26 protein-coding genes and 1 other RNA gene are annotated in these 24,964 nt (G+C 67.9%); 10 read left to right on the top strand and 17 right to left on the bottom strand.

Annotation, left to right across the window (positions count from 1 at the left end; all coding sequences use genetic code 11):
• Positions 1-5 precede the first annotated feature (5 nt).
• From Q0053_RS10160 to Q0053_RS10125, 8 genes are all read right to left on the bottom strand, one after another.
• Positions 6-641, bottom strand: coding sequence for a hypothetical protein (locus tag Q0053_RS10160; protein WP_298099626.1), 636 nt, complete (start codon positions 639-641; stop codon positions 6-8).
• A 97-nt stretch (positions 642-738) separates the two neighbouring features.
• Positions 739-1,824 (bottom strand): class II fructose-bisphosphate aldolase, encoded by a 1,086-nt coding sequence (gene fba, locus Q0053_RS10155; protein ID WP_298099623.1) that lies wholly within the window; start codon positions 1,822-1,824, stop codon positions 739-741.
• 68 nt (positions 1,825-1,892) lie between these two features.
• A complete protein-coding gene (locus Q0053_RS10150; protein WP_298099618.1) occupies positions 1,893-2,732 on the bottom strand; it encodes a hypothetical protein in 840 nt (279 codons plus the stop codon).
• A 28-nt stretch (positions 2,733-2,760) separates the two neighbouring features.
• Positions 2,761-3,969, bottom strand: coding sequence for a phosphoglycerate kinase (pgk, locus tag Q0053_RS10145; RefSeq protein WP_298099615.1), 1,209 nt, complete (start codon positions 3,967-3,969; stop codon positions 2,761-2,763).
• 257 nt (positions 3,970-4,226) lie between these two features.
• Complete coding sequence (locus Q0053_RS10140; protein WP_298099612.1) at positions 4,227-4,622, bottom strand: hypothetical protein; 396 nt, start codon at positions 4,620-4,622, stop codon at positions 4,227-4,229.
• Entirely contained in the window at positions 4,622-5,629 is a 1,008-nt protein-coding gene (gene gap, locus Q0053_RS10135) for a type I glyceraldehyde-3-phosphate dehydrogenase (RefSeq protein WP_298099609.1), read from the bottom strand. Before gap ends, Q0053_RS10140 begins: the two co-directional genes overlap by 1 nt.
• Positions 5,630-5,743: 114 nt before the next feature.
• On the bottom strand, positions 5,744-7,342 hold the full coding sequence (locus Q0053_RS10130; RefSeq protein ID WP_298099606.1) for an ATP-binding protein: 1,599 nt from the start codon (positions 7,340-7,342) through the stop codon (positions 5,744-5,746).
• On the bottom strand, positions 7,339-8,070 hold the full coding sequence (locus Q0053_RS10125) for a response regulator (protein WP_298099603.1): 732 nt from the start codon (positions 8,068-8,070) through the stop codon (positions 7,339-7,341). The genes Q0053_RS10130 and Q0053_RS10125 overlap by 4 nt, the downstream gene beginning before the upstream one ends.
• Before the next feature lie 9 nt (positions 8,071-8,079).
• On the opposite strand from Q0053_RS10125, the gene Q0053_RS10120 reads away from it, so the two are divergent.
• Positions 8,080-9,102, top strand: coding sequence for a hypothetical protein (locus Q0053_RS10120; protein ID WP_298099600.1), 1,023 nt, complete (start codon positions 8,080-8,082; stop codon positions 9,100-9,102).
• Positions 9,103-9,157: 55 nt separating this feature from the next.
• On the top strand, positions 9,158-10,441 hold the full coding sequence (locus tag Q0053_RS10115) for a S41 family peptidase (RefSeq protein ID WP_298099598.1): 1,284 nt from the start codon (positions 9,158-9,160) through the stop codon (positions 10,439-10,441).
• Here Q0053_RS10115 and purT read toward each other — a convergent pair.
• Both purT and tkt read right to left on the bottom strand, forming a co-directional pair.
• Positions 10,438-11,631 carry a formate-dependent phosphoribosylglycinamide formyltransferase gene (gene purT / locus Q0053_RS10110; protein ID WP_298099597.1) on the bottom strand — a complete coding sequence of 398 codons (1,194 nt, stop codon included), beginning with the start codon at positions 11,629-11,631 and terminating at the stop codon, positions 10,438-10,440. The genes Q0053_RS10115 and purT overlap by 4 nt on opposite strands.
• 2 nt (positions 11,632-11,633) lie before the next feature.
• On the bottom strand, positions 11,634-13,583 hold the full coding sequence (tkt, locus tag Q0053_RS10105) for a transketolase (protein WP_298099733.1): 1,950 nt from the start codon (positions 13,581-13,583) through the stop codon (positions 11,634-11,636).
• 142 nt (positions 13,584-13,725) lie between these two features.
• On the opposite strand from tkt, the gene Q0053_RS10100 reads away from it, so the two are divergent.
• From Q0053_RS10100 to Q0053_RS10070, 7 genes are all read left to right on the top strand, one after another.
• A complete protein-coding gene (locus tag Q0053_RS10100) occupies positions 13,726-13,983 on the top strand; it encodes a hypothetical protein (RefSeq protein ID WP_298099594.1) in 258 nt (85 codons plus the stop codon).
• Positions 13,983-14,294 (top strand): cell division protein ZapA, encoded by a 312-nt coding sequence (locus tag Q0053_RS10095; protein WP_298099592.1) that lies wholly within the window; start codon positions 13,983-13,985, stop codon positions 14,292-14,294. The genes Q0053_RS10100 and Q0053_RS10095 overlap by 1 nt, the downstream gene beginning before the upstream one ends.
• Before the next feature lie 51 nt (positions 14,295-14,345).
• Positions 14,346-14,506: non-coding RNA, 6S RNA (gene ssrS, locus Q0053_RS10090), on the top strand.
• Between the two features lie 16 nt (positions 14,507-14,522).
• Positions 14,523-15,068, top strand: a complete 546-nt coding sequence (locus tag Q0053_RS10085; protein WP_298099590.1) for a 5-formyltetrahydrofolate cyclo-ligase — start codon at positions 14,523-14,525, stop codon at positions 15,066-15,068.
• Positions 15,065-15,889 (top strand): TIGR00282 family metallophosphoesterase, encoded by an 825-nt coding sequence (locus Q0053_RS10080; protein WP_298099587.1) that lies wholly within the window; start codon positions 15,065-15,067, stop codon positions 15,887-15,889. Before Q0053_RS10085 ends, Q0053_RS10080 begins: the two co-directional genes overlap by 4 nt.
• A 58-nt stretch (positions 15,890-15,947) precedes the next feature.
• A complete protein-coding gene (locus tag Q0053_RS10075; RefSeq protein ID WP_298099585.1) occupies positions 15,948-16,403 on the top strand; it encodes a hypothetical protein in 456 nt (151 codons plus the stop codon).
• Complete coding sequence (locus Q0053_RS10070) at positions 16,397-16,726, top strand: BlaI/MecI/CopY family transcriptional regulator (RefSeq protein ID WP_367276687.1); 330 nt, start codon at positions 16,397-16,399, stop codon at positions 16,724-16,726. Before Q0053_RS10075 ends, Q0053_RS10070 begins: the two co-directional genes overlap by 7 nt.
• Here the strand turns inward: Q0053_RS10070 and Q0053_RS10065 are convergent, their stop codons facing one another.
• The 4 genes from Q0053_RS10065 to Q0053_RS10050 form a co-directional block, all read right to left on the bottom strand.
• Complete coding sequence (locus tag Q0053_RS10065; protein WP_298099582.1) at positions 16,727-18,304, bottom strand: alkaline phosphatase D family protein; 1,578 nt, start codon at positions 18,302-18,304, stop codon at positions 16,727-16,729.
• A gap of 121 nt (positions 18,305-18,425) precedes the next feature.
• The gene (locus Q0053_RS10060) at positions 18,426-18,860 is read right to left on the bottom strand and encodes a DUF305 domain-containing protein (RefSeq protein ID WP_298099580.1); all 435 of its coding nucleotides are present in this window, start codon (positions 18,858-18,860) and stop codon (positions 18,426-18,428) included.
• Positions 18,860-21,088, bottom strand: coding sequence for a phosphoribosylformylglycinamidine synthase subunit PurL (purL, locus tag Q0053_RS10055; protein WP_298099577.1), 2,229 nt, complete (start codon positions 21,086-21,088; stop codon positions 18,860-18,862). Before purL ends, Q0053_RS10060 begins: the two co-directional genes overlap by 1 nt.
• A gap of 33 nt (positions 21,089-21,121) precedes the next feature.
• Positions 21,122-21,943: a hypothetical protein gene (locus Q0053_RS10050; protein WP_298099574.1), complete on the bottom strand. Its 822-nt coding sequence runs from the start codon at positions 21,941-21,943 to the stop codon at positions 21,122-21,124.
• A gap of 144 nt (positions 21,944-22,087) precedes the next feature.
• Between Q0053_RS10050 and Q0053_RS10045 the strand changes: the two genes are divergently transcribed.
• Positions 22,088-23,119 carry an aspartyl/asparaginyl beta-hydroxylase domain-containing protein gene (locus Q0053_RS10045; protein ID WP_298099573.1) on the top strand — a complete coding sequence of 344 codons (1,032 nt, stop codon included), beginning with the start codon at positions 22,088-22,090 and terminating at the stop codon, positions 23,117-23,119.
• Here the strand turns inward: Q0053_RS10045 and Q0053_RS10040 are convergent.
• The 3 genes from Q0053_RS10040 to Q0053_RS10030 form a co-directional block, all read right to left on the bottom strand.
• Positions 23,116-23,661, bottom strand: coding sequence for a sugar O-acetyltransferase (locus Q0053_RS10040; protein ID WP_298099570.1), 546 nt, complete (start codon positions 23,659-23,661; stop codon positions 23,116-23,118). The two genes, Q0053_RS10045 and Q0053_RS10040, sit on opposite strands and share 4 nt — an antisense overlap.
• Before the next feature lie 74 nt (positions 23,662-23,735).
• Positions 23,736-24,398, bottom strand: a complete 663-nt coding sequence (purQ, locus tag Q0053_RS10035) for a phosphoribosylformylglycinamidine synthase subunit PurQ (protein ID WP_298099567.1) — start codon at positions 24,396-24,398, stop codon at positions 23,736-23,738.
• A gap of 52 nt (positions 24,399-24,450) precedes the next feature.
• On the bottom strand, positions 24,451-24,924 hold the full coding sequence (locus tag Q0053_RS10030) for a YbhB/YbcL family Raf kinase inhibitor-like protein (protein ID WP_298099564.1): 474 nt from the start codon (positions 24,922-24,924) through the stop codon (positions 24,451-24,453).
• Positions 24,925-24,964 lie beyond the last annotated feature (40 nt).

The raw sequence follows: 24,964 nt of genomic DNA, 5'->3' as shown, positions 1-24,964 counted from the left end.
GGCGATCATTTGGGCGACCGACGCCCACCGCGTCCATTGCCGGCCGCGTCGGTTGCATCAGAGTCGGTCAGGCCGGTGCCGCGTCCGTTACCGCTGGTATCGGACGTATCTGCGTCCGTCAGACCGGTCCGCCTGCCCCGGCCATTGCCCACAGCGTCGCTGGAGTCCGAGTCGGTCAGGCCGGTGCGGTTGCCTCTGCCGTTGCCGGCGGAATCGCTCGAATCCGAGTCGGTCAGGCCGGTGCGGTAGCCCCTGCCGTTGCCGGCGGAATCGCTTGAATCCGAGTCGGTCAGTCCGGTGCGGTTGCCTCTGCCGTTGCCGGCGGAATCACTCGAATCCGAGTCGGTCAGACCCGTGCGGTTGCCCCTGCCGTTGCCGGCGGTGTCACCGGAATCCGAGTCGGTCAGGCCGGTTCTGCCGCCCCGGCCACTGCCGGACGCGTCGCTCGAGTCCGAGTCGGTCCGGCCTGTCCATCCGCGGCCATAGTTGGCGGCGTCGCGACTGTCAGAGTCTGTCCGGCCCGTATAGGACTGGGCTGAGGCGGTGCCGGTCACGGCACCCATGGCACCGCCGGCCACCACCACTCCGCCGAGGATGCGTGCAAGGAAGGATCGGCGATCCGGTCGCTTCTGGTCTGACAATTCCCCCACCCCCTCATGACTGCGAACAGATCACAATAACAGCGGGTTACGAGATAATCATAGTCCGTCGCTGCTTACAAGCGAACGCCCTTTGACTTCAGGCGGCCTTGGTGGCGGAGGCCCCGAAATGCGGATTCAGCTCGCCGTTGGCATAGCGTTTGGCCATCTGGGCGGTGGAGAGCGGCCGGATTTTTGAGGCCTGGCCCTCGCAGCCGAACTCCTGGAAGCGCTGCTGGCAGACCTTGCGCATCGCCTCCTTGGCGGGCTTCAGCCAGGCGCGCGGATCGAACTCGCCCGGTTTTTCCGCCAGCAGTTTGCGCACCGCGCCGGTCATCGCCATGCGGTTGTCGGTGTCGATGTTGATCTTGCGCACGCCGTGTTTGATGCCGCGCTGGATCTCCTCGACCGGCACGCCCCAGGTCTGGGGCATCTGGCCGCCATAGGCGTTGATGATGTCCTGCAGGTCCTGCGGCACCGAGGACGAGCCGTGCATGACCAGATGGGTGTCCGGCAGGCGACGGTGGATTTCCTCGATCACATTCATGGCCAGGACGGCACCGTCCGGCTTGCGGCTGAATTTGTAGGCCCCGTGGCTGGTGCCCATGGCGATGGCGAGGGCGTCGACCTTGGTCTGGCCGACGAAGTCCACGGCCTGGTCCGGGTCGGTCAGCAGGGCGGAGTGGTCCAGCTTGCCCTCGAAGCCGTGGCCGTCCTCGGCCTCGCCCATCCCGGTTTCCAGCGAGCCGAGCACACCCAGTTCGCCCTCGACCGAGACGCCGCAGGCGTGGGCCATCTGAACCACCCGGCGGGTGACGTCGACATTGTATTCGTAGCTGGCGGGGGTCTTGGCGTCCTCTTCCAGCGAGCCGTCCATCATCACCGAGGTGAAGCCGTACTGGATGGCGGTGGCGCATGTGGCGGGGCCGTTGCCGTGATCCTGGTGCATGCAGACCGGGATGTGCGGATACAGTTCGGCGAGGGCGTCGATCAGCTTGGCCAGGACGATGTCATTGGCGTAGCTGCGTGCGCCGCGGCTGGCCTGGATGATGACCGGGGCGTTGACCGCCTCGGCGGCCTCCATGATGGCCAGGCCCTGTTCCATATTGTTGATGTTGTAGGCGGGCAGGCCGTAGTCGTTTTCAGCCGCGTGATCGAGAAGCTGTCGCAGCGTGATGCGCGCCATGGGGTGTCTCCTGGGACCGTCTGTTTTGCCGGTGGTCTAGCGTCACAGGCGCGCGAAGTCACGCATTGTTACAGGGCCGAGGCTTTGTCGTAACCAGTCATCTCATGCCGGATCAACTGATCCAAGAAACCAGCGATGAGTTTCCTTAGGGTTTGGTCGCCGGGGCTTTCTGACGAGATTTCATTGGAAAAGGCGCTCATTCGCGCGGCAGCTTCTGGCCAACTCATGAATCCCAACTGCAAACGATCAAGGACAGAAGCTACTCGTTCACGGTGATCCAGCATCAAGCCCCGAATGGGCGCGGGCAGCGGCTTGGCCCAGCTTTGGTCCATGAAAGACCGGTCGATTGCGGATGATGACAGTCCGCACTTCTTCCAATGGCTCGATCGCGCTCGTTCAGGTGCGACAAAGAGCAGACCTAGGTTGGATTTTGGACCACAGACCATTTCCTCCCATGCGAGCAAGGCGGCGTATTTCATCACCTGGCCGGGCCAGGTCGACGAGCCGAGCTTCAACTCGACCGCAATTGCCGAGGTCGCACTGACAAACAACGCATCATGCTGAGTGATGTTCTCATTGGGATTCCAGCCGTAACGGACATGGGTTTCGCGGCCGATGCTTTCGAACGGCCCCGAATCAGAAAAGCCCAAACTCTGGACAAACATCCGCTGAATCAGCGCGTCCGGTGCCAGAGCGAATGTGAGGTTGAAAATCTGATTGAGCGGCTCCTCCATGCGGTGGAGATCGCCAACAAGGGCATCAATCCGAAGGCCTCGCGAGTAGAGAGGACCAGACCGGTTGACCAGCGAAGCCGGCACGCTGATGCGATCACCTTCGAGCCGCCATTCACGTCGGTTGATCGATTGAAGGCCCATGTAGCCGGGCGTCCAGTAGAGTTGGTCGATCAAGTCCCAGTACTTTTGGTTCCAGCCCATGTCAGGCCCGCAGCGCCTCGACGCCGGGCAGGGGCTTGCCCTCCATCCACTCGAGGAAGGCCCCGCCGGCGGTGGAGACGAAGGTCATGTCGTCGGCCACGCCCGCATGATGCAGGGCCGCGACCGTGTCGCCGCCGCCGCCGACTGCGACGAGATGTCCGCTCCGGGCGCGCGCCGCCACATGGTGGGCCACGGCGACCGTGGCGGCGTCAAAGGGCGGGACCTCGAACACGCCCAGCGGGCCGTTCCAGATCAGGGTCTTCGAGGCGTCGATGGCAGCGGTCAGGCGGGCGACCGTGGCCGGGCCGGCGTCGAGGATCTTGTCTTCGGCCGACAGTGGCTGGCCTGCTGCAACGGCGCGGGCGGCGGCACCCGGCTTGACCTCAGTGGCCACGACGAAGTCGACGGGCAGCAGGATTTCACAGCCGCGGGCCTTCGCCTCGGCCAGGATTTCGAGGGCGGTGTCGGCCATGTCGCGCTCGGCCAGGGAGCCGCCGATGTCGATGCCTTGCGCGAACAGGAAGGTGTTGGCCATGCCGCCACCGATAGCGAGGCGGTCCAGCTTGCCGACGAGGTTCTTGAGCAGGTCCAGCTTGGTCGAGACCTTGGCCCCGCCGACGATGCCGATGACCGGCTTCTGCGGCCGGCCCAGGGCGGCGTCGAGGGCGTCGAGCTCACGGCGCATCGACTCGCCGGCATAGGCGGGCAGCAGGCGGGCGAGGCCCTCGGTCGAGGCGTGGGCGCGGTGGGCGGCGGAGAAGGCGTCATTGACATAGACGTCGCCGAGTTCCGCCAATTGCGCGGCGAAGGCGGGGTCGTTGGCTTCCTCGCCCGCGTGGAAGCGGACATTCTCGAGCAGGACCACGCCGCCCAGCGGCAGGTCGGCGATCACGGCCTTCGCCTCATCGCCGACGCAGTCGGTCGCGAACCGGACCGGGGCGCCGAGCAGGTGTTCGAGGTCATCGACCACGGGCTGCAGGCTCATGGACGGGACGACCTTGCCCTTGGGCCGGTCGAAATGGGCGAGCAGGGCGACCCGGGCCCCGGCGTCGCGCAGCGTGTTGATGGTCGGCAGGGCGACGCGCAGCCGGGTGTCCTCGGTGACCTTGCCGTCCTCCATCGGGACGTTGAAGTCGACGCGGACGAGGGCGGTCTTGCCGGCGAGGCCCCCATCAGGTTTTGCGGCGTCGTCGAGGGTGCGGAAGGTCATGGGTGTTTCGTTCCTTCTCCCTTCCCCTCGATGGGGAAGGGTCGGGGATGGGGTGGTGGCAGTGTGTTTCAGGACAGGGCGCGGGCGGCAGCGTCGGTTCCCTGGATCGAGCCCATCGGAGCAACACGACAACCATCCTGCCTCCACCCCATCCCAACCCTTCCCCGTCGAGGGGAAGGGCTTTGTAGTCGGGCGTCGTCGAGGGTGCGGAAGGTCATCATATTTCTCGAGATTCGTCCGGCACCGCCGGTGGTCAATCAAAAGGCATTGCAGACGGGATAGGCCATGAGCCAGTTCTGCCAGCAGAACCAGACAAAGCCAGCGCCAATCAAAGACCCGGAAACCCAGGTGAAGGGCGACCGAGGTTCACGGCGCACGAACGATACGAAGGCCCAGATCCAGACCAGCATCAGCAGGGCGAAGACAAGCGTCATCCCCATGTCGAACAAACTCGTGCCAGGCATGCGTCCATGCAGTAAGGCGCGGGACCCGGCCGGGTCAGACGCGCCGAAAATGTGCGCAAACTCCGCCGGCCAAAGGATAATGTTGCGGATCAGGCAGCCGAACGTAACGCCCATGCTCGCAATAAGGCCGGCCATCGCAAGGATGACGGCCTCGAGAACGCGTCGGCCATTCGGGCCGATGCGGCCCATCAGATCAGCTTGCTCATCACCAGCGCCGTGTCGGCCATCCGCGTCGCGAAGCCCCATTCGTTGTCGTACCAGGTCAGGACGCGGGCCAGCTTGCCGTCGACGACCTGGGTCTGGGGCAGGGCGGCTGTGGAGGAGGCGGCGATGTGGTTGAGATCGGTGGAGACCAGGGCCTCGTCGGTGGTGGCCAGAACGCCCTTCATCGGGCCGTCGGCGGCGGCCTGGATGGCAGCGTTGATTTCTTCGACCGTGACCTCGCGGCCGGCGACGACCTTCAGGTCGACGACCGAGACGTTCGGGGTCGGGACGCGGATCGAGGAGCCGTCCAGCTTGCCCTTCAGGGCCGGAAGGACCAGGCCGAGGGCCTTGGCGGCGCCGGTCGAGGTCGGGATCATCGACAGGGCGGCGGCGCGGCCGCGGTAGAGGTCCTTGTGCATCGTATCCAGCGTCGGCTGGTCGCCGGTGTAGGCGTGGATGGTGGTCATATAGCCGCGCTCGATGCCGAACAGGTCGTGCAGGACCTTGGCCACCGGGGCCAGGGCGTTGGTGGTGCACGAGCCGTTGGAGACGATGATGTCCTCGGCGGTCAGGGTCTCATGATTGACCTTGTAGACGATGGTCTTGTCGGCACCGTCGCAGGGGGCCGAGACCAGCACCCGCTTGGCGCCGGCGGTCAGGTGGGCCGAGGCCTTTTCCTTGGTCGTGAAGATGCCGGTGCATTCGAAGGCGATGTCGACGTTCAGTTCCTTGTGCGGGAGCCTGGACGGGTCGCGTTCGGCGGTGACCCTGATCTTGCCCATGCCCACATCGATCCAGCCGTCGCCGTGTTCGATCGTGCCGGGGAAGCGGCCGTGGACGGAGTCATACTTCAGCAGATGGGCGTTGGTCTCGACCGGGCCCAGATCGTTGATCGCCACCACCTCGATGTCGCGACGGCCGTGCTCGACGATCGAGCGCAGGACGAGGCGGCCGATGCGGCCGAAACCATTGATGGCGACGCGGACGGTCATGGGGCGGTCTCCGGAAGAAGCGGTGTCAGGGTTGGCGCTTCAATGAAGCCGACGGGCGCGGTGATCAACCCCGCGCCTGTAACAAGGCGTGATCGACTGTAACGCTTTCGGCGGTCAGTCGCCGGTGCGGAGGGGCAGTTCCAGCCGCGCGACGAGGCCGCCCTCGCTCCGGTTCGCAAGGGTCACGTCACCGCCGTGGGCGCGTGCCGCCTGACGGGCGACGGTCAGGCCGAGCCCCGCCCCGCCGGTCTCGCGACTGCGCGAGCGTTCCGCCCGGTGGAAGGGTTCGAACACGGCCTCGAGTTCGTCGTCGGGCAGGCCGGGGCCGTCATCCTCGACCGTGACCACGGCGCAGTCGTCCTGTGCGAAGGCCTTCACCCGGGCCGCGCCGCCGTATTTGACGGCGTTGGCGATCAGATTGGCGAGGGCGCGGCGCAGGGCGGCGGGATCGGCCTCGACCGGCAGTTCGCCGCCGCCGTCGAAGGTCACGGCACCGCCGGTTTCAGAAAATCCCTCAGCGCAGTCGGCCGCCAGGGCGTCGAGGTCGAAGGCCTCGGACCGGTCCGGCGTCGCCTCGCCGCGGACATAGGCCATGGCCTGGCCGATCAGGGCGTCCATCTCCTCGATATCGGCGGCCATGCGGTCGCGCACGGCCCCGGGGGCCTGTTCGGCGCGGAAGCGGAGACGGGTCAGGGGGGTGCGCAGGTCGTGGGCGATGGCGGCGACGGTCTGGGTGCGCCGGCGCATGTGGTCTCGGAGCGAGGCCTGCATGTCATTGAAGGCATGGATGGCGGTGCGCACCTCGGACGGGCCGGACGGGGTCAGGGGCTCGGCCTCGGGGTCGGCACCCAGGCGTTCGGCAGCCTCGGCGAACACCCGGATCGGCCGGGTCAGCCGTCGCGCCATCCACCAAACCAGCGGAGCCAGCAGCAGCAGGGAGATGGCCAGGGCCAGCAGAATCCGTTGCTGCCAGGGCGACAGCAGGCCGCGCGGCGGCTCGACGGTGGCCCAGCGACCATCCGGCTGACGGACCGAGGCCGAGAAGGGGGCGAAGGTCAGGCGGTCGGCCCGGACGGTGAATTGACGGGTCTCCCGGTCGATGATGAAGGCCTCGCCCTCCGGACCGGGCGGCCCGTTGTGGTGCATCCGCAGCCGGGCCTCGATGTCGGCACCGCGCCGCACGATCACCGTCGGTTCGGACGAGGGTGGCGGAACAGGGATCACGACACCGGTCGCTGGAGCCGATGGGGCGGGTGGCGCTTCCGGCCCGGCCCTGTCCGGACCTTCGTCGGGGCGGAGTTCAGGGCGCACCAGGACGAAGTCCACGCGCCCGTTGACGGAGACGTCCTCAGCCGGGCCCGGCGCGCGTCGGCGACCCTGGCCGTGGTCGACCGTGACCCTGACAGCCTCCGGCTCCACCCCCAGCCGCTGCGCGAGCCCGGCGCGGATCGCCAGGGCCATGGGATCCAGCCCATTGTCGATCTCCGGCTCCGGCGGGCGGTCGACGATCCGGCGGCGGAGGGCGCGGCCGTCGGCGGTCTCGGCCGGCTCGCCCTTCAGGGCGTCTGCCGCAGCCCCGATGCTGAAGCCGGCGGGACGCGGCTCGGGGGCCAGAACCACCACGCCGAAGGCCACCGCCTGGGACATGATCACCGCCAGCACGGCCAGGGCAGCCACCTGCACCATGACCGGGAAGGATGACGGCCGCCTCATGCGGCACCCCGGACCGGGCCGTTCTGGCGCTCCACCCGCACATCGAACATATAGCCCTCACCGCGCAGGGTCTGGATCATCGCCAGGCCCGAGCCGTCGTCGAGCTTCTTACGCAGGCGGCTGATCTGCACGTCCATGGCGCGATCGAAGACATCGGCGTCGGCACCGCGCGCCCGTTCCAGCAACTGGTCGCGCGTCAACAACCGGCCCGGGCGCTCGGCAAAGGCGCGCAGCAGGGCGAACTCCCCGGCCGACAGGGCGACAGCGCGGCCATCCGGCCTAGTAAGGTCGCGGCGCAGGAGGTCCAGCCGCCAGCCGGCAAAGGTGAGAGCCGGCCCTTCGGCGACGGCCTCATCGCGTGGGCGGCGCAGTACGGCGCGGACCCGGGCCAGCAGTTCGCGGGGGTTGCAGGGCTTGGCCAGATAGTCGTCGGCCCCCAGCTCCAGCCCGATGATCCGGTCGGTGTCCTCGCCCATGGCCGACAGCATGACGATCGGTGGCCCCTTGCCGGCCAGGCGACGGCAGACCGACAGCCCGTCCTCGCCCGGCATCATCAGATCCAGAACGATCAGGTCGGGGGCCTGTTGCGCCAGGGCCCTGTCCATCTCGGCGGCCGAGGCCGCGCCGACGGCCTCATAGCCGTGCAGGACCAGATAGTCGCACAGCACCTCGCGGATGCCGGGGTCGTCGTCGACGACGAGAATACGAGGAGCGGTGTCGGCTGACATGGACCCATTGTGACGAACCTGACGCTCGCCGTCATTTCAGCTTTGAAACAATCGGCGCGACGGCTGAAACACTCCGGCAAGCCGGCTGTGGTCGAACAGGGGCAGACCAACAACGGGAGCCGACCGCTCATGCTGACCCTGATCGCCCTTTCCGCCGCCCTGATGCAGCAGACACCGGCCCCGCCGGCTCCGCCGGCACCGCCCGAGGTCCGTACCCGGATCATGCTGATGGGCGCTGACGGACCCGGCACCCTGGACAAGGACGGCGACGGCCAGATCACGCGCGAGGAGTTCGCTGCGCCGATGAACGATCATTTCGACCGTATGGACGCGAACAGCGACGGTCGCCTGTCGACCGAGGAACTGTCTGCCGGTCATGTCGCGATGGCAGGCGAGGGTCACGACATCATGATGATGCATGGTCCGGGTGGCCCGGGCGAACGGCATATCGAAATGCGTCGTGTCGATGGTGGCGAACCGGGTTCCCGCGTCGAGCGGGTGGTAACCCAGACAATCTTCGTCGATGGCGAGCCCGGTGCAGACGGCCGGCGTGAGATCGTGATCCACGGCGGACCTGGCGGTCCGGAAGCCCCCCCCGGTGCAGAGGGGCGCCGCGAAACCTGGGCCGAATGGTCGGCCCGTCGGGGTCAACAGCCGGGCGGTGGTCACGGGCCAGCCGGCGCACCGCCACGGATCGAGCTGCGCCGCGCAGACGGATCGGGCGGTGAGCCCCGGGTGATGGTCTTCTCGGGCCCCGAGGGTCTGGCTGAGCTCATCGGGACCCCGGGCGAGGGCGGGCCCGGCCAAAGGATCGAGATCAGGCGCGTCGGTGGCCCCGGCGGTGAGAACGACATGGACTCCGACAACGACGGCAAGGTCAGCGAGGCCGAGTTCAGTGCGCCTGTGCGTGAGGCGTTCGCGCGGATGGACGCGGATCGTTCGGGCTTCATCGAGCCGGGCGAGCGCGGCTCCGGTAATGGCACCGAGGTCTTCGTTCACCGCTTTGAAATGCGACAGAATAGTGAAGACTGATCCGTACGGCGGCCTGGTGGATTGAACCAAGGGCCCGGTGCCTTCTAATGGCGCCATGATCCTGCGACGCCTCTTTCGGATGCTGATGGTCCCGGCGGCGATGAGTCTTGCGCTCATCGCCGCGCCCGTTTCTGCGGCCGGCTCGGGGGTGCCCACTGTTGTCTTGACCGCCCCTGCCGCCGTCAGCCCTGAGCGGGCGCGGATGAACCAGCGGGTCTTCGACCGGGTCTGGAACGAGGTGCGCAGCCAGTATTACGATCCCGGCCTGCATGGGGTGGACTGGAACGCCGCACGCCGGACCTGGCGGCCGGTTGCGCTCGCAGCCCCGGACGACCGGACCCTGTATCGGGCGATCGGTGACATGCTGGACTTGCTGGATGACGATCATGCCGGTGCCGCTTCGCCGGCTGTGGCCCGCCGTCAGGACAGCTTGCGCAAGCGCCGCCCGGCCATCGGCCTCTCCCTGCGGGCGGAACCCTCGGGCGAGACCTGGCTGATTGAGGAGGTCCGGCCGGGTTCACCGGCCGCCGAGGCGGGGGTGGAGGCGGGCTGGAGGCTGATGACCGGCGAGGGGGCGCTTTGGACGCCGGATCAGGATATCGCCGAGGGCCAGTCCGTGACCCTGTCGCTGATCGACGGCGACGGTGCCGCGCGGCCCATCGCCCTGACCCCTCGCATGATGGAGCCGACCCCCGCCTTCGTTGCCGACCGTTCACGACCGGGTGTGCTGGTGCTGACGGTGGAAGGCTTTGAGCTGGGGCTGGGTCGCTGGATGGGCGAGCAGCTGCAAGACCTGTCGCCTGAGACGGATGTCGTCATCGACCTGCGGGGCAATCCCGGCGGACGGCTGGCCGAGGCAGATGCGGTGCTCAGCTGCTTCCTGCCGCTTGACCGGCCGTGGGCCGCCCGGACGGGGCGGTCGGGTCGGCGCATGGAGCTGCGCACGGCGGGTGGATGCGGGACGCTGCAGGTGCCGGTCGCGAATGACGTGGCCGTGCTCGTCGACGGCAACAGCCGCAGCGCCGCTGAACTGACCCCCGCTGCCCTTCAGGAGGCGCGCCGGGCGATCGTTGTTGGAGCCCCGACCGCAGGGGCTGTGCTGATATCGCAGGAAACGCGGCTGCCGGACGGCGGACGCCTGAGCCTCAGCCGTGCCGACTTCGTCACCTCGGGCGGGGTCCGACTGGAAAAGCGCGGCGTCACGCCCGATGTGGACGCGCCTGTGACTCTGGAGGATCGGCTTGCCGGTCGGGATCCCGGTCTGGACGCCGCCCTGGCGGCCTTGGCCGAGCCCCGTTCCCAGCCCGCGATGGCACTTCAGGCCGCCCCGGCGCTCTAGCCCGCGACGACCCTGACCCGGGATGCCGCCTCTCGCGCCCGCTCGCGGGCCTGCTCCACCGTCTCGCCGCGCGCCGTGGCCACGCCCATGCGGCGGGTGACGAAGCTTTCGGGCTTGCCGAACAGGCGCAGATCGGCTGTCGGCACCGACAGGGCCTCAGCCACGCCCTCATAGGCCACCCCGACCGCGTCCATGCCGCCATAGATGACCGCACTGGCGCCGATGTCGCGCTGGCTGACATCGACGGGCAGGCCGAGGATGGCGCGGGCGTGCAGGGCAAACTCGCTCATGGTCTGGGTGGCCAGGGTCACCAGACCGGTGTCGTGCGGGCGAGGCGACACCTCCGAGAACCAGACCTGGTCGCCCTTCACGAACAGTTCGACCCCGAACACGCCGAGGCCGCCCAGCGCATCGGTGACCTTGCGGGCGATGTCCCGGGCCGAGGCGAGGGCGGCAGGCGTCATGGCTTGCGGCTGCCAGCTCTCGACATAGTCGCCCTTGACCTGACGGTGGCCGATGGGGGCACAGAAGTCGGTGCACACGGTGCCGTCCCGCAGCGAGCGGACGGTCAGCAGGGTGATCTCGAAGTCGAAATCGATGCGGCCTTCGACGATCACGGTCGCCGTCTCGACCCGTCCGCCGGACTGGGCATAGGCCCAGGCGTTGGCGGCGTCCTCGATCGCATCGATCATCGACTGGCCCTTGCCCGAGGACGACATGACCGGCTTGATGAAGACAGGCAGGCCGATGCGGTGCGCGGCCTCGGCCAGTTCGGCGGCGGACGTGGCGAAGGCATAGGGGCTGGTCGGCAGGCCAAGTTCCTCGGCCGCCAGCCGCCGGATTCCTTCCCGGTTCATGGTCAGCTGTGTTGCCCGCGCGGTGGGGATGACGGTCGCCAGCCCCGCCGCCTCGATCTGTGCCAGCACATCCGTGGCGATCGCCTCGATCTCCGGCACGATGATGTGCGGGGCCTCGGCCATGATGACGCCATTGAGGATATGCGGATCGGTCATCGGGATGACGTGGCTGCGGTGCGCCACCTGCATGGCCGGGGCGTTGGGATAGCGGTCGACGGCGATGACCTCGGCACCCAGCCGCTGCAGCTCGATGGCGACTTCCTTGCCGAGCTCTCCGGCGCCGAGAAGCATGACGCGGACGGCCGAGTCGGAGAGGGGCGTGCCGAGGCGCATGGTCAGAGCCGCCCCTTCACCGCCGCGACCACCGCGTCCGTCGTGATGCCGAATCTCTCGTACAGGACCTCGGCCGGGGCGCTGGCGCCGAAGCCGGTCATGCCGACGAAGGCCCCGTCCTCGCCGATGAACCGTTCCCAGCCCTGCTGGACGGCGGCCTCGACGGCGACGCGGACGGTGCCGCGGCCGATGACGCTGTCCTGGTATGTCTTCGGCTGCTGGAAGAAGAGCTCGAAACAGGGGACCGAGACGACGCGGGTCGGCACGCCTTCGGACTCCAGAACATCGGCGGCGGCCAGCGCCAGCGCCAGTTCCGTGCCGGTGCCGAACAGGGTGACCTTCGCCGCGCCCTTTGCGGCGCGGATCTCATAGGCACCCTTCGCCGACAGATTGCCGTCCGAGGCCACGGTGCGCACCGCCGGGGTCTTCTGGCGCGAAAGGGCCAGGGCCGAGGGGGCATGCTTGTGCTCCAGCGCCGCCTGCCAGCACTCCATCGCCTCGACCGTATCGGCAGGGCGGAAGACCAGCAGGTTCGGGATGGCGCGCAGGGCTGCCAGATGTTCGACCGGCTGGTGGGTCGGCCCGTCTTCGCCGAGGCCGATACTGTCGTGGGTCAGGACGTGGATCGCCCGAACGCCCATCAGGGCACCGAGGCGGATCGCCGGGCGGCTGTAGTCCGAGAACACCATGAAGGTGCCGCCGTAGGGGATGATGCCGCCGTGCAGGGCCATGCCGTTCATGGCTGCGGCCATGCCGAACTCGCGGATGCCCCAGTTGACGTATCGACCCTCATAGGTCGGGGCGTCGAAGATCGGCGTGCCCTTGACGAAGGTATTGTTCGAGCCGGTCAGGTCGGCCGAGCCGCCGACCAGTTCGGGGATGGCGGCGAACAGTTCGTCCAGCGCCGCACCCGACGACTGGCGCGTGGCCTGGGCCGGCTTCGTCTCGACCAGTTCGGCGATCTTCGCATGCAGGGCGTCGAAGGCCCCGGCGGGCAGGTCTCCCTTCATGGCGCGGGTGAAGTCCGCCGCCTGTGACGAGGCTTTCAACCGGGCCTCCCAGGCCTTCCGCTCTTTCGCGCCGCGCCGGCCGACCTTCTTCCAGGCCTTGTCGATCGCCTCGGGCAGTTCGAACGGTGCGTGCGTCCATGCCAGGCCCAGCCGCGTGGCGGCGACTTCCGCCGCGCCGAGCGCCGCGCCGTGGGTCTTGTGGCTGCCTTCCATGGTGGCGGCACCACGGCCGATCTTCGTCTTGCAGGCGATCAGGGTCGGCCTGTCCTGCCGGGTCGCCCACTGCAGGGCCGATTTGATGGCCTTCATGTCGTGGCCGTCGATGACCTTGACCGCCCAGCCGGCGGCCTTGAAGCGCGCCTTCTGGTCGGTGGCGTCCGACAGGGACACGGCCCCGTCGATGGTGATGGCATTGTCGTCCCACAGCACGGTCAGCTTGTTGAGCTGATAGCGCCCGGCCAGGGCGATGGCTTCCTGCGACACGCCCTCCATCAGGCAGCCGTCGCCGGCGATGACCCAGGTGCGGTGGTCGACGAGGTCAGCCCCGTATTTGGCCGCCAGATGGCGCTCGGCCATGGCGAAGCCGACGCTGTTGGCCAGGCCCTGACCCAGCGGCCCGGTGGTGGTCTCGACGCCCGGCATATGGCCGAACTCGGGGTGACCCGCTGTCCTCGAACCCCACTGACGGAAGTTCGACAGCTCTTCCCTGGTCGCCGCCTTGTAGCCGGTCAGATGCAGCAGGCTGTAGATCAGCATCGAGCCGTGGCCCGCCGACAGGATGAAGCGGTCGCGGTCGGCCCAGTCCGGGCGGCTGGCGTCGAACTTGAGAAATTTCGAGAAAAGCACCGTAGCCACATCGGCCATGCCCATGGGCATGCCGGGGTGGCCGCTTTTTGCCTTTTCGACACCGTCCATCGAGAGCACCCGGATGGCGTCGGCCATCTGCCTGGGCGTGGCTTTTTCGGATACGGTCTTGCTGTCGGCCACGGGCGGCACTTTCGTCGAGAGGCGGAAAAAGGGAGGCGCGCCGCTTTACCCCGACGCGTCGGCGGGTTCTATACGGATTCTGGAGGATGTGACCGGAATGGACGCTGCATCGGCCGCCAAGGACCGTGTCGACCGCGCGCTGGCGCTGCTGGAGCGCCGCCTGCTCGATCTCAAGAGTCGGGCGGCCGGGGCCAGCCGGGTGCCGGACGACGACCTGTTCGCGCCTGAACCCTCGACCGAGACCGACCGCGCGCGCATCCACGAGCTGGAGGCCGCGGGCCGCGATGCTGCCGAAACCCTGTCCCACGCCGCCGACGCCATCCGCGCCGCCCTGGCGGAACAGGAGGCGCGCTGATGGCGACCGTGACCGTCGAGATCAACGGCCGCTCCTATGCTGTCGGTTGTGCCGACGGCCAGGAGGAGCGGGTCCGCATCCTGGCAAAACAGTTCGATGGCCATGTGCGCCAGGTTTCGGCGGAGGTCGGCCATGTCGGCGACCTCCGGCTGTTCCTGATGGCCGGCCTGATGCTGGCCGACGAACTGCATGAGGTCCGGCTCGGCAATCCGGTGGCGTCCCCGGTTGCCGCCTCCGCCTCCACCGACGGCGTGGCCGAGGCGCTGAATGCTGTGGCGGCCCGGCTGGAGAAGATCGCCCAGGGTCTTTGACCCCCGGCCATTGTTCCGTCCGGGCTTAGGGACTATCTTCCTCCGCGGCGGGTCCTGCTGCGGCTCTCGTCGAAGGCAACATTTCCTCGCGACCTTAATTCACTCGAAGGGAGCTGTCCCTGATCAGGCCCGTGGGCCTGGGCACACGGCGCCCACCTGGCTACCCAGGTCGAGAGGATTTAAACGCCCTTCACGGCTCTTGTGGCGCCGCCAACATTTTTCTCTCCCATGATCGATAAGCGCGAACTCAGATCGGTCATGCGGGCGATGCGCAAGCGTCTGGCCGCGCTGGATGCCGGCGCGGCCGACCGCGCCGCTGAACAGGCGGATGCCCTGCCGTCGGGCCGTATCGTCGCCGTCTATCGCGCGATCGGCTCGGAACTGGACGTTGAGGCCCTTTCGCTGGCGCTGATCGAGGCCGGTCGCGAACTCTGCCTGCCGGTCGTCATCGAGCGGGACGCGCCGATGATCTTCCGGCGGTGGTCTCCCGGCGAGCCGCTCGAGCTGGACGAGGCGGGGGTTCCCGCGCCCTTCCCGCTGGCCGAGGTCGTCGATCCTCACCTGATCCTTGCCCCATTGCTGGCTTTTGACGCCCGGGGCGGCCGGCTGGGGCAGGGCGGCGGCTATTACGACCGGACCTTTGCCGCGCGGCCCGATGTCACCCGGATCGGATTCGCCTATGCGGGCCAGGAAATCGCTGACCTGCCGGCCGAGCCCCACGATATCCGTCTGCATGGCGTTCTGACCGAGACCGGCTATAGACCCTTCGCATGAGACTGGCTTTTTTCGGTGATGTCGTCGGCAAGTCCGGACGGGACGGGCTGAGCGATCACCTCCCGGGTCTGAAGCGCGACCTGAAACTCGATTTCGTCGTGGTCAATGCCGAGAACGCGGCCGGCGGTTTCGGCATTACCGAGAACACGGCGCGCGAGCTGTTCATGGCCGGGGCCGACTGTCTGACGCTCGGCAACCACAGCTGGGACCAGCGCGAGGCCCTGACCTATATCGTGCGCGAACCGCGCCTGATCCGCCCCGCCAACTATCCGCGCCTGATGGATGCCCCCGGTGCCGGGGCCAATCTGTTCGAGACCCAGAGCGGCAAGACGGTGCTGGTCATGAATGTGCTGGGCCGAATTCACATGGACCCGATGGATTGCCCCTTCAGCGCCGTCGAGAAAGAGCTGGCGGCCTGTCCCATGGGCGTCGCCGCCGACGCCATCATCGTCGACATGCATTGCGAGGCGACCTCCGAGAAGATGGCCATGGGTCATTTCTGCGACGGCCGCGCCTCGCTGGTGGTCGGCACCCATACCCATGTGCCGACCGCAGACTGCCAGATCCTGCCGGGCGGCACGGCCTACCAGACCGACGCCGGCGGCTGCTGCGACTATGACTCCGTGATCGGCAACGAGAAGGAAGAGCCCCTGCGGCGCTTCACCACCCGGCTGTCGGGCGGGCGGTATGTTCCGGCGCATGGGCCGGCGACGATCTGCGGCGTCTATGTCGAGACCGATGACAGGACCGGCCTGGCCACGCGGGTCGAGCCGATCCGGGTCGGGGGGCGGCTGAGCCAGGCGATTCCCGTTCTGGCTTGACGAGAAAGTTTACGCACGTAATCTTATAGGATTACAAATGTAGTCTGGAGGTCTCGCCGTGCGTCCATCCCTGTCTCCCGTCGTCGCCGGCCTGATGCTTGCGTCTCTCCCGATCACCGCCGCCGCGGCGCCGCGCCTCACCATCGCAAAGGTTTTCCTCGATGCTGACGAGACAATGCAGTTCCTGATGATCGCGCTCGTCGCGGCCTCCCTGGCTGCGATCGTCGTCACTGGCCTGAAGCTGGCGTCCGGAAAGCGGTTGAATGGAGGCTCGGCCTTCGTCTCCGCGCTTCGACTGGGCGGGCCCCTGATGGGCTTGGTCGGTGCAGCCTTCGTGGTGCTGATGGGCTTTATCGGCATCGCCAATTTCGGACCGGTCCCGATGCCGGTATTGGCCCCGGGCTTCGCCGAGGCGGCCCTGCTGTTCCTTCTCGGCCTGATCGCGGGCGTTGTCGGCGTGGTCTGCCACTGGATCATTGAGGCCCGCATCGACCGCACGGTGCTGCAATCCTGAACCCGGCGCGCATTTCGGTCACTGAGGCCGAGAGCGCCGTGCTCGCCGCGCTCTGGCGACGCGGCCCGTTGTCCTTCGCCTCGCTGATCGAGGAGGTGAAGGCCGCCAACGCCTGGGGCGACGCGACCATCAAGACCCTTCTGCATCGCCTGATGCAGAAGGGGGCCGTGCGATCGCAGAAGGAAGACGGCCGCCAGCGCTACCACGCTGTGTTCGACCGTCAGGCCTATGTGGAGGGCGAGGTCCAGGACCTGCTGGACCGGCTGTTTGACGGCAAACCGGACCGCCTTGTCGCCCTGCTGGCGGACCGGCTCGACCTGTGATCAGGCCGGCACCACCCGCGCGTCGCCGCTGGCCACCGCGAATTTCGCCCGCGTCGTCAGGGTCCCGCCGCGTTCCGACACCTTGTCCAGCACCTTGAACTCGGTCTGCCACCGCTCGGGCGTCACGTCGCAGACGACATAGCCACGCTGGGCGTTGTTGAACTTCAGGAACGGATTGTCCGCGAGGTAGCGCCGCCCGTCGGCCCGCTGATCCTGACCGTCGCCGGACGAGCTGATCGAGGTGGCGACGAACTCGGTGGCGACCGGCGCGCCCTCGGGATTGCGGCTGTCGCGGTAGAGTTCCCCGGCGTAGTTCTGATGTTCATCGCCGGTCAGGATGACGGTGTTGCCGATGCGGCGCTCACGCAGCCGGTCCAGCAGGCGCTGGCGCGGGATCGCATAGCCGGCCCAGCTGTCGAGGTTGAAGCCGGGCTCGGGCCCTTCCTTCCGGTCGAGGTCCATCACCATGATCTGCTGCGCCAGCACCTTCCAGTGCGCCTGCGACCGGTCGAGGTTCTGGTAGAGCCAGGCCTCCTGTGCCTGGCCAAGCACATGGGCATCGGCGGCCGAAACACCGGGGCAGGTCGATGCCCAGGCCTCGTTGCAGGGCTGGTTCGAACGATACTGACGCGTATCGAGGAAATTCAGGTCCAGCAGGTCTCCCCAGCTGGCATGGCGATACACCTGGGTGACCGCGCCCCGTGGGAAGGCCGAGCGCCGGACCGGCATATGCTCGTACCAGGCCTGCATCGCCGCCTGCTGGCGCAGCATGAAGATTTCGGGCGGCGTACCATCCTGATCCAGCGCCTGGACCCAGTTGTTGTCGATCTCGTGGTCGTCCCAGGTGCAGAACCAGGCCGTGGAGGCGTGGCTGGACTGCAGGTCGGCGTCGAGCTTGTACTGGGCATAGCGCCGACGATAGTCGTCGAGGCTGTAGGCCTCGCCCCCGACATGCTGGCGCGGGTTTTCCATCGTGCCGCCGGAGCCGGTGTAGGTGCGGTTGCCACGGCCCTCATAGATGTAGTCGCCGTAGCAGTAGATGAAGTCGAGGTTCTCTTCCGCCGCCTTGCGGTGGGCGGTGTAGAAGCCCTGCTCATAGGCCTGGCAGCCCAGCACGCCGAAGCGCGCCTGTGCGGTCGTGGCACCGGCGGCCGGCGCGGTCTTCGCACGGCCGCTGGGGGTGCGTTCGAGGCCGGCACTGAAGCGGTAGAAATACTCGCGGGCGGGCTCCAGCCCCTCGACCTCGACATGGACCGCATGGGCCAGTTCGGGGCGGGCCACGGCCTCGCCGGAGCGAACCACGGTGTTGCCGAAGCCGCGCGAGGTCGCGACCTCCCATTTCACCGGCACCGGGGCGGAGGGCATGCCGTGGCCGATTTCCATCGGGCGGGGCGCGAGGCGGGTCCAGATGACGAAGCCGTCGTGGGTCGGGTCGCCCGCCGCAATCCCGAGCTGGAAGGGATATTCGGCGAACACCGGATCGGCGAGCGCCTGACGGCCCGAGCCGGCAAGGACTCCGCCCGCGCCGAGGGTCAGCAGCAGGCCGCGACGGGACAGGGTTTCGAACGGGCGCAGCATCAAGACCTCCAGACTGGATAACCCGACCTAGACCGGAATTGTGACGGGCGTCACCCCGTTCCACGCGCACGGCAGGACCTGGGGCCTGTCCCTTGGGGCGGAGCCGCGTCGGCGGCCCGATTCAGTTCGCCGGGGCCGGCTTCCAGGCCTGCATTTCCGCGATCTCGCGGGTCTGGGTGTCGACCACGACCTGAGCCATGCGCCGGACCTCCGGATCGCGAGACTCCTTCAGCGCAACCTCCGCCATGGCCACGGCACCGCGGTGGTGTTCGATCATCTTGGCGATATAGGCCTCATCGACCGTCTCGCCGGACGCCCGGGCCATGCCGGCGTGCATTGCAGCCTCGGAGGCGGCGAAGGCTGCGTCGCCCGCGGTGGTGGTGCCCGTACCATGAGCGCCGGTGTGGGCCGGGGCCGAGACGACGCCCTCCTGCACCCTCGCGGCGTGGTTCTTGGACGCGGTGTCGCGCAGGGCCTGCTCGACAGGATCGCCGCCGCCTTCACAGGCGGCGAGGGTCAGGGCGAGGGTGGTCAGGGCGATCGGTGCGAAGCGCATCAGGCGTGTCCTTCAATCCAGGTCGGCATCCAGCCCTCGTGCATCTCGCGAAGGTGATCCAGCGGCAGGCGGAAGAGATCGCCGGCCGGGCCAATCGCGGCGAAGTCGCGGCCCCTGGCGCGGCCGACCACCGAGGCGCTCAGGCCGGCCACCTGGGCGGCGGCGATGACCTCGGTCGCATCGGCTACAGCGACCAGATAGCGGGCCTGATCCTCACCGAAGAGCCGGGCGTGGGCATGGGCGTCCGGGCCGCCGTCCAGCTCGACGCCGCAATCCGAGGCCAGGGCAATGTCCGCCGCCGCCCCGATCAGGCCGCCATCGGACAGGTCGTGCACACAGGTCAGGGCACCCGCCTCGATCTGTTCGCGCACGAAGTCACCCGTCTTCCGCTCCAGCGCCAGATCGACCGGGGGCGGGGCGCCGTCCTCGCGGCCCAGCACTTCGCGCAGATAGAGGGAGGAGCCCAGTTCGCCCCGGGTCTCGCCGATCAGGACCAGCACATCGCCCTCGACCATGCCGCCGAAGCCGACGACGATGTCATAGTTGGTCAGCAGGCCGACCGCCCCGACCGTCGGGGTCGGCGGAATGGCCGCGCCATTGGTCTCGTTGTAGAGGCTGACGTTGCCGCTCACGACCGGGAAGTCCAGCACCCGGCAGGCCTCGGCCATGCCGTCGATGGCGCGCACGATCTGACCCATGATCTCGGGCCGCTGCGGATTACCGAAATTCAGGTTGTCGGTGATTGCGATGGGCCGTGAACCCACGGCGGTCAGATTGCGCCAGGCCTCGGCCACGGCCTGTTTGCCGCCCTCATAGGGATCGGCCAGCACATAGCGGGGGGTGCAGTCCGAGGTCATGGCCAGACCCTTGTCCGTGCCGTGCACCCGCACCACGCCGGCGTCGGCGGCGGTGGCGGAGTCGTGCAGGGTGTCGGCCATGACGTGGCGATCGTACTGCTCCCAGATCCAGCGTTTGGAGGCCATGTCCGGGCAGGTCAGGACCTTGATCACCGCATCGACCCAGCTTTCCGGCGCAGGCACATCGGCCGGGGCCAGGCGCGGCTGCAGGGCGGGCTGGACCCAGGGCCGGTCATACAGCGGTGCATCGTCGAACAGCGGGGCCAGCGGCACGTCGCAGACCGTCTCGCCGTGATGCTTCAGCACTAGCCGGCCGGTGTCGGTGGTCTGGCCGATGACGGCGGCGTCCAGTCCCCACTTCTTGAAGATCCGGTGGCCGTCTTCCTCGCGGCCCGGCTTCAGCACGGCCAGCATCCGCTCCTGGCTTTCCGACAGCATCATCTCATAGGCCGTCATGCCGGTTTCGCGCTGGGGCACCTGGTCCATGATCAGCTCGATGCCGACCCCGCCCTTGCCGGCCATTTCCACCGACGAAGAGGTCAGGCCCGCGGCTCCCATGTCCTGGATGGCGGCGACGGCACCCGAGGCCATCAGCTCCAGGGTCGCCTCGATCAGCAGCTTCTCGGCGAAGGGATCGCCGACCTGGACCGTCGGGCGTTTCGAATCCGATTCGTCGTCGAATTCGGCCGAGGACATGGTCGCGCCGTGGATGCCGTCGCGGCCGGTCTTGGAGCCGAAATAGACCACCGAAAGGCCCGGAGCGGGCGCGGCCGAATAGAACAGGGCGTCGGCCTTGGCGATGCCGACGCACATGGCGTTGACCAGGATGTTGCCGTTGTAGCCCCGGTGGAAATTGGTCTCGCCGGCCACGGTCGGCACACCGACGCAATTGCCGTAACCGCCAATGCCGGAGACTACACCCTTGACCAGCCGCCGGGTCTTCTCGTGCGACGGATCGCCGAAGCGCAGGGCGTTCAGCAGGGCTACGGGGCGGGCACCCATGGTGAAGACATCGCGCATGATCCCGCCCACGCCGGTCGCCGCGCCCTGATAGGGCTCGATGAAGCTGGGGTGGTTGTGGCTCTCCATCTTGAAGATGCAGGCGTCGCCGTCGTCGATGTCGATAACCCCGGCGTTCTCGCCCGGGCCGCAGATGACGCGCGGGCCCTTGGTCGGGAATTTGCCGAGGTGGACCTTCGAGGATTTGTAGGAGCAGTGCTCGGACCACATCACCGAGAAGACGCCCAGCTCGACGTGGTTGGGCTCTCGTCCCAGCCGGTCGAGGACGACCTGGTATTCATTGGGGGCCAGGCCGTATTCGGCGGCCAGTTCGGCCATGGTCTTCGGGGCGGTGTTCTGGGGCGCGGTCATGGGCGCGCCTTCTAGCCCCTGAACAGAGTCGTGTCAGCCACCGGCGGACACATCATCGAGGCCGAAGGCCTGCGGAGCCGGGCGTCGCGCGGTGAAGGTCAGGATGGCGGCACCGACCAGTACGGTCACCGCCGCCGCAAGAGCGGCATAGGACAGGGTCGGATTGCGGGTCTGCTCGGCCACAAACGCCCCTGCAAGACCCCAGGCGATCGGCAGGCTGTAGGCGAGGGTCCGGAGTCGTTGGGTGACGGCCAGCGCTACCGCGACAATCGCGATGACCGCCAGGATCGCCCAGGCCGTCGGAGGCAGCATTTCCGGAAGGAGGCCGTCACCGGTAACCACCGTAATCAGGTTCAGGGGAGAGGCCACGGTCAGCCACCCTGCCAGGAGGCTGAGCGGCCAGACCGTCATCCAGCGGTCGCGGTCCCCGCGGGGGAGCGCCCGGATCGTGCCGGCGTTGGCCAGCAGGGGAAACAGCAGGAACAGCAGCGAGCCGAAAATCAGGACAACCGTCGCTGCCTCCCAGTCATAGGCTGCCGCGACGACCCATGCGCCGATGCCCAGCAGGGCGGCGAGCGAGGGCCAGCCCAGCCGGTTGATCAACCGGCTTTCGCCGGTCTGCGGCAGCGCCTGGCGCACGGCGTAAACCAGCAGCCAGAGATAGATCACCCCCCAGATGGCGAAGGCATAGCCCGCGACCCGCAGTGTGGCGTCGCTGTCGGCCGAGAATTCGGCGGGGGACTGGCCCCAGCCGAGCAGCACCTGGGCCTGGCCGATCACGATGGCGAAGACGGTGGCGGCCAGCACCATCAGGCGACGGGCCTTCTGGGAAGCGTTCGGACGGAGAATAGACATGGCGGCTCCACAGCTGTTGACCATGACTACGCGCCGGAACGGCGAAGGTTCAACTCCGCCCGGTTTTTTGTCGTCGAAAATGCGTCGACCGGGTTTGACGCTTTCGGCTTGACGGACGCGGTCCTGAACGCTTCCGATCACCCCATGTCGAAAACCGAACAGGGCCACCGCGCCGACCTCGAAGCGGCAGACCGCGCGCTGGTCGCTGATCCGAGAAATCTTGCGGCCTTGATCGCCAAGGGGGACGCCCTTGCCGGCCTGGGGGATGGCCGCGCCGCCGCCAGCTTCTACAGTTCGGCCCTGCGCGTAGCGGGGGACGGCAAGGGACTGGCGCCTTCGGTCATCACCGAGCTGCGGCGCGCCCAGGCCGCCGTCCAGGCCCAGGCGCAGCGGTTTGAGGCGCATCTGGCGACGAGTCTCGCCGCGGCCGGCTTTGATGCGGCAACCTCAAGCGACCGGTTCGCCCTGTCGCTGGACCTGATGGCGGGGCGAAAGCGGCTGTATCAGCAGGAGCCGCGCTTCTATCTGTTCCCCGGCCTGCCGCAGGTCCAGTTCCAGCCGCGCGAGACCCTGCCCTGGCTGGCGGCGATCGAGGCGGCGACGGGGGAGATTCGCGCTGAACTTGACGGCCTGCTGGCCGAGCCGGCGCTGTTCCGTCCCTATGTCGAACCGCGCGTTGACCGGCCCAATACCGACGCCTCGGGCATGTTGGCCAACCCCGACTGGAGCGCCCTGTTTCTGTGGAAGGACGGGGTGGAACAGCCGGAGCTCGCCCGACGCTGCCCGCGCACATTGGCCGCGCTCGCCGAGGTGCCGCTGTGTCGGGTGCCGGGGCGGACGCCGTCGATCCTGTTCTCAAAACTGACGCCGGGGGCTCGCATCCCGCCGCACCACGGGCTGATCAATACCCGGCTGATCTGCCACCTGCCCCTGATAGCCCCGCCCGGCAGCCGCTTCCGGGTCGGCAATGACGTCCGCGACTGGCGCGAGGGCCAGGCCTGGGCCTTTGACGACACGATCGAGCATGAAGCCGCCAATGACAGCGGTCAGGATCGCACCATCCTGATCTTCGATGTCTGGAAACCGGAGATGAGTGAGGAGGAGCGGGCGCTCGTCTCGGCCCTGTTCCAGGCTGTCGACGGCTACGGCGCGGGCGGTCAGGCCTGGGGGGTCTAGGTCCTCACCCGGGCCGGATTGCCCACGGCGGTCGCGCCCTCGGGCACGTCACGGGTCACGACCGAGCCGGCACCGATCACCGCGTCATCGCCGATCGTGACGCCGGGCAGGATGATGGCTCCGCCGCCGATCCAGACGTTCCGGCCGATGGTGACGGGCCGGCCGAACTCAATGCCAGCGGCCCGCTCGACGGCGTCGCGCGGGTGGTCGGCCGTGAGGATCTGCACCGCCGGACCGATCTGCGTCTGATCGCCGATCCCGACCTCACAGACGTCGAGGATGATGCAGTTGAAATTCAGGAAGACGCCGCGGCCCAGCCGAATATTGTAGCCATAGTCGCAGTGGAACGGCGGGCGGATGATCGCGCCCTCGCCGACTTCGCCCATCCTCTGACGCAACAGGTCGCGTCGTTCAGCGGGGCTGGCCCCCATGGCGGCGTTGTAGCGGGCCATCCATTGCCGGGCGGCGGTCTGGTCGGCCTGAAGCTCGGGATCGCCGGGATCGTACGGCAGGCCCGAAATCATCTTCTGGCGTTCGCTCATGAACATCGGTCTGTCCCCGCCCCGGTGAGGTGAGATCGAACGTTCGGACAGCGCGGGTCAAGCCCGCAGTCGACCTAGGCGGCGGCGAAGATGCTGCGGAACAGGGTCGCACCGTCGGCGGAGCCAAGCTCTTCCTCGAACGCCCGGTCGGGGTGGGGCATCAGGCCCAGCACATTGCCGCGCGCATTCTGGAGGCCGGCGATGTCTGCGACCGAGCCGTTCGGATTGTCGACATAGCGGAACACCACCTGTCCCTCGCCCTCAATCCGGGCCAGGGTTTCTGCGTCAGCGAAATAGTTTCCGTCGCCATTGCCCTGGGTCATGACCACCTCGCGCTGGCCCTGATAGCCGGCGGTGAACCGGGTCTGGCCGTTGGCGACGGTCAGGGCGATGGGCTTGCAGACATATTTCAGCCCCGCGTTCCGCAACAGGGCACCGGGCAGCATTCCGGCCTCGCACAGGATCTGGAAGCCGTTGCAGATGCCGACCACGGCCACACCGTCGTCGGCGGCCTTCCTGACCGCCTGCATCACCGGCGACTGCACCGCCATGGCGCCACAGCGCAGATAGTCGCCGTAGGAGAAGCCGCCCGGCAGGACGATCAGGTCGAGGCCCGACGGGAGTTCCGTCTCCTGATGCCAGACCATGTCGACCCGCTCGCCGGTGGAGCGTTCGACGGCGACCTTGCAGTCACGGTCGCAGTTGGAACCCGGAAAGACGATGACGGCGGCGCTCATGGCGGGGGCCTCTAGCAGCGTTCGGACGGCTTGTCAGGCGGTGGCGGCCGACTCAGCCCCTGTTCTCGTAAATCCCGGTGATCGAGGCTCGGGCCAGGGTGTGGAAATGCAGGTTGAAGCCGAAGATGGCTCCCGAGCTATCGGGCGTCACATCAAGCCTTTCCGCATCGACCGCGAAGACCGTGAAAATGTAACGGTGTGGGCCATGGCCCAGCGGCGGGGCAGCCCCTCCGAAGCCCGGAGGTCCGAAATCGGTGCGGCCTTCGACCGCGGCATTCGGCAGGCCGGCGGACGATGCGCCTTCGGCCAGTGCGGTCACATCGGCGGGGATATTGGCGACCGTCCAGTGCCAGAAACCCGAGCCCGTCGGCGCATCGGGGTCGAAACAGGTGATGGCGAAGCTGCGGGTTCCCTCCGGCGCGTCGGACCAGCTCAGCTGCGGCGAGCGGTTGCCTTTGGCGTAAACCTGGGCATCGGGCAGGGTACTGCCATCCGTGAAGCTGGTTGAGGTGACGGTGAAGGTCATGGCGTGTTCCTCAATAGGGCTGGCCCGGGCGAATCATCGC

The organism is Brevundimonas sp. (assembly GCF_027487935.1).
Lineage (GTDB): Bacteria > Pseudomonadota > Alphaproteobacteria > Caulobacterales > Caulobacteraceae > Brevundimonas.
Note: the sequence above shows the minus strand (reverse complement) of the source record. Positions and strands in the feature narration are given on the sequence as shown.

Coding starts and splice junctions, on each gene's coding strand:
- Q0053_RS10040 (WP_298099570.1), bottom strand. CDS start 23,661: ATGAGCGAACGCCAGAAGATGATTTCGGGCCTGCCGTACGATCCCGGC.
- Q0053_RS10140 (WP_298099612.1), bottom strand. CDS start 4,622: ATGGGCCGCATCGGCCCGAATGGCCGACGCGTTCTCGAGGCCGTCATC.
- purT (WP_298099597.1), bottom strand. CDS start 11,631: ATGCGCCTCGGCACGCCCCTCTCCGACTCGGCCGTCCGCGTCATGCTT.
- Q0053_RS10115 (WP_298099598.1), top strand. CDS start 9,158: ATGATCCTGCGACGCCTCTTTCGGATGCTGATGGTCCCGGCGGCGATG.
- Q0053_RS10095 (WP_298099592.1), top strand. CDS start 13,983: ATGGCGACCGTGACCGTCGAGATCAACGGCCGCTCCTATGCTGTCGGT.
- gap (WP_298099609.1), bottom strand. CDS start 5,629: ATGACCGTCCGCGTCGCCATCAATGGTTTCGGCCGCATCGGCCGCCTC.
- Q0053_RS10030 (WP_298099564.1), bottom strand. CDS start 24,924: ATGACCTTCACCGTCACCTCAACCAGCTTCACGGATGGCAGTACCCTG.
- Q0053_RS10100 (WP_298099594.1), top strand. CDS start 13,726: ATGGACGCTGCATCGGCCGCCAAGGACCGTGTCGACCGCGCGCTGGCG.
- Q0053_RS10045 (WP_298099573.1), top strand. CDS start 22,088: ATGTCGAAAACCGAACAGGGCCACCGCGCCGACCTCGAAGCGGCAGAC.
- Q0053_RS10125 (WP_298099603.1), bottom strand. CDS start 8,070: ATGTCAGCCGACACCGCTCCTCGTATTCTCGTCGTCGACGACGACCCC.
- Q0053_RS10080 (WP_298099587.1), top strand. CDS start 15,065: ATGAGACTGGCTTTTTTCGGTGATGTCGTCGGCAAGTCCGGACGGGAC.
- fba (WP_298099623.1), bottom strand. CDS start 1,824: ATGGCGCGCATCACGCTGCGACAGCTTCTCGATCACGCGGCTGAAAAC.
- purL (WP_298099577.1), bottom strand. CDS start 21,088: ATGACCGCGCCCCAGAACACCGCCCCGAAGACCATGGCCGAACTGGCC.
- tkt (WP_298099733.1), bottom strand. CDS start 13,583: ATGGCCGACGCCATCCGGGTGCTCTCGATGGACGGTGTCGAAAAGGCA.
- Q0053_RS10065 (WP_298099582.1), bottom strand. CDS start 18,304: ATGCTGCGCCCGTTCGAAACCCTGTCCCGTCGCGGCCTGCTGCTGACC.
- Q0053_RS10060 (WP_298099580.1), bottom strand. CDS start 18,860: ATGCGCTTCGCACCGATCGCCCTGACCACCCTCGCCCTGACCCTCGCC.
- purQ (WP_298099567.1), bottom strand. CDS start 24,398: ATGAGCGCCGCCGTCATCGTCTTTCCGGGTTCCAACTGCGACCGTGAC.
- Q0053_RS10050 (WP_298099574.1), bottom strand. CDS start 21,943: ATGTCTATTCTCCGTCCGAACGCTTCCCAGAAGGCCCGTCGCCTGATG.
- Q0053_RS10085 (WP_298099590.1), top strand. CDS start 14,523: ATGATCGATAAGCGCGAACTCAGATCGGTCATGCGGGCGATGCGCAAG.
- pgk (WP_298099615.1), bottom strand. CDS start 3,969: ATGACCTTCCGCACCCTCGACGACGCCGCAAAACCTGATGGGGGCCTC.
- Q0053_RS10130 (WP_298099606.1), bottom strand. CDS start 7,342: ATGAGGCGGCCGTCATCCTTCCCGGTCATGGTGCAGGTGGCTGCCCTG.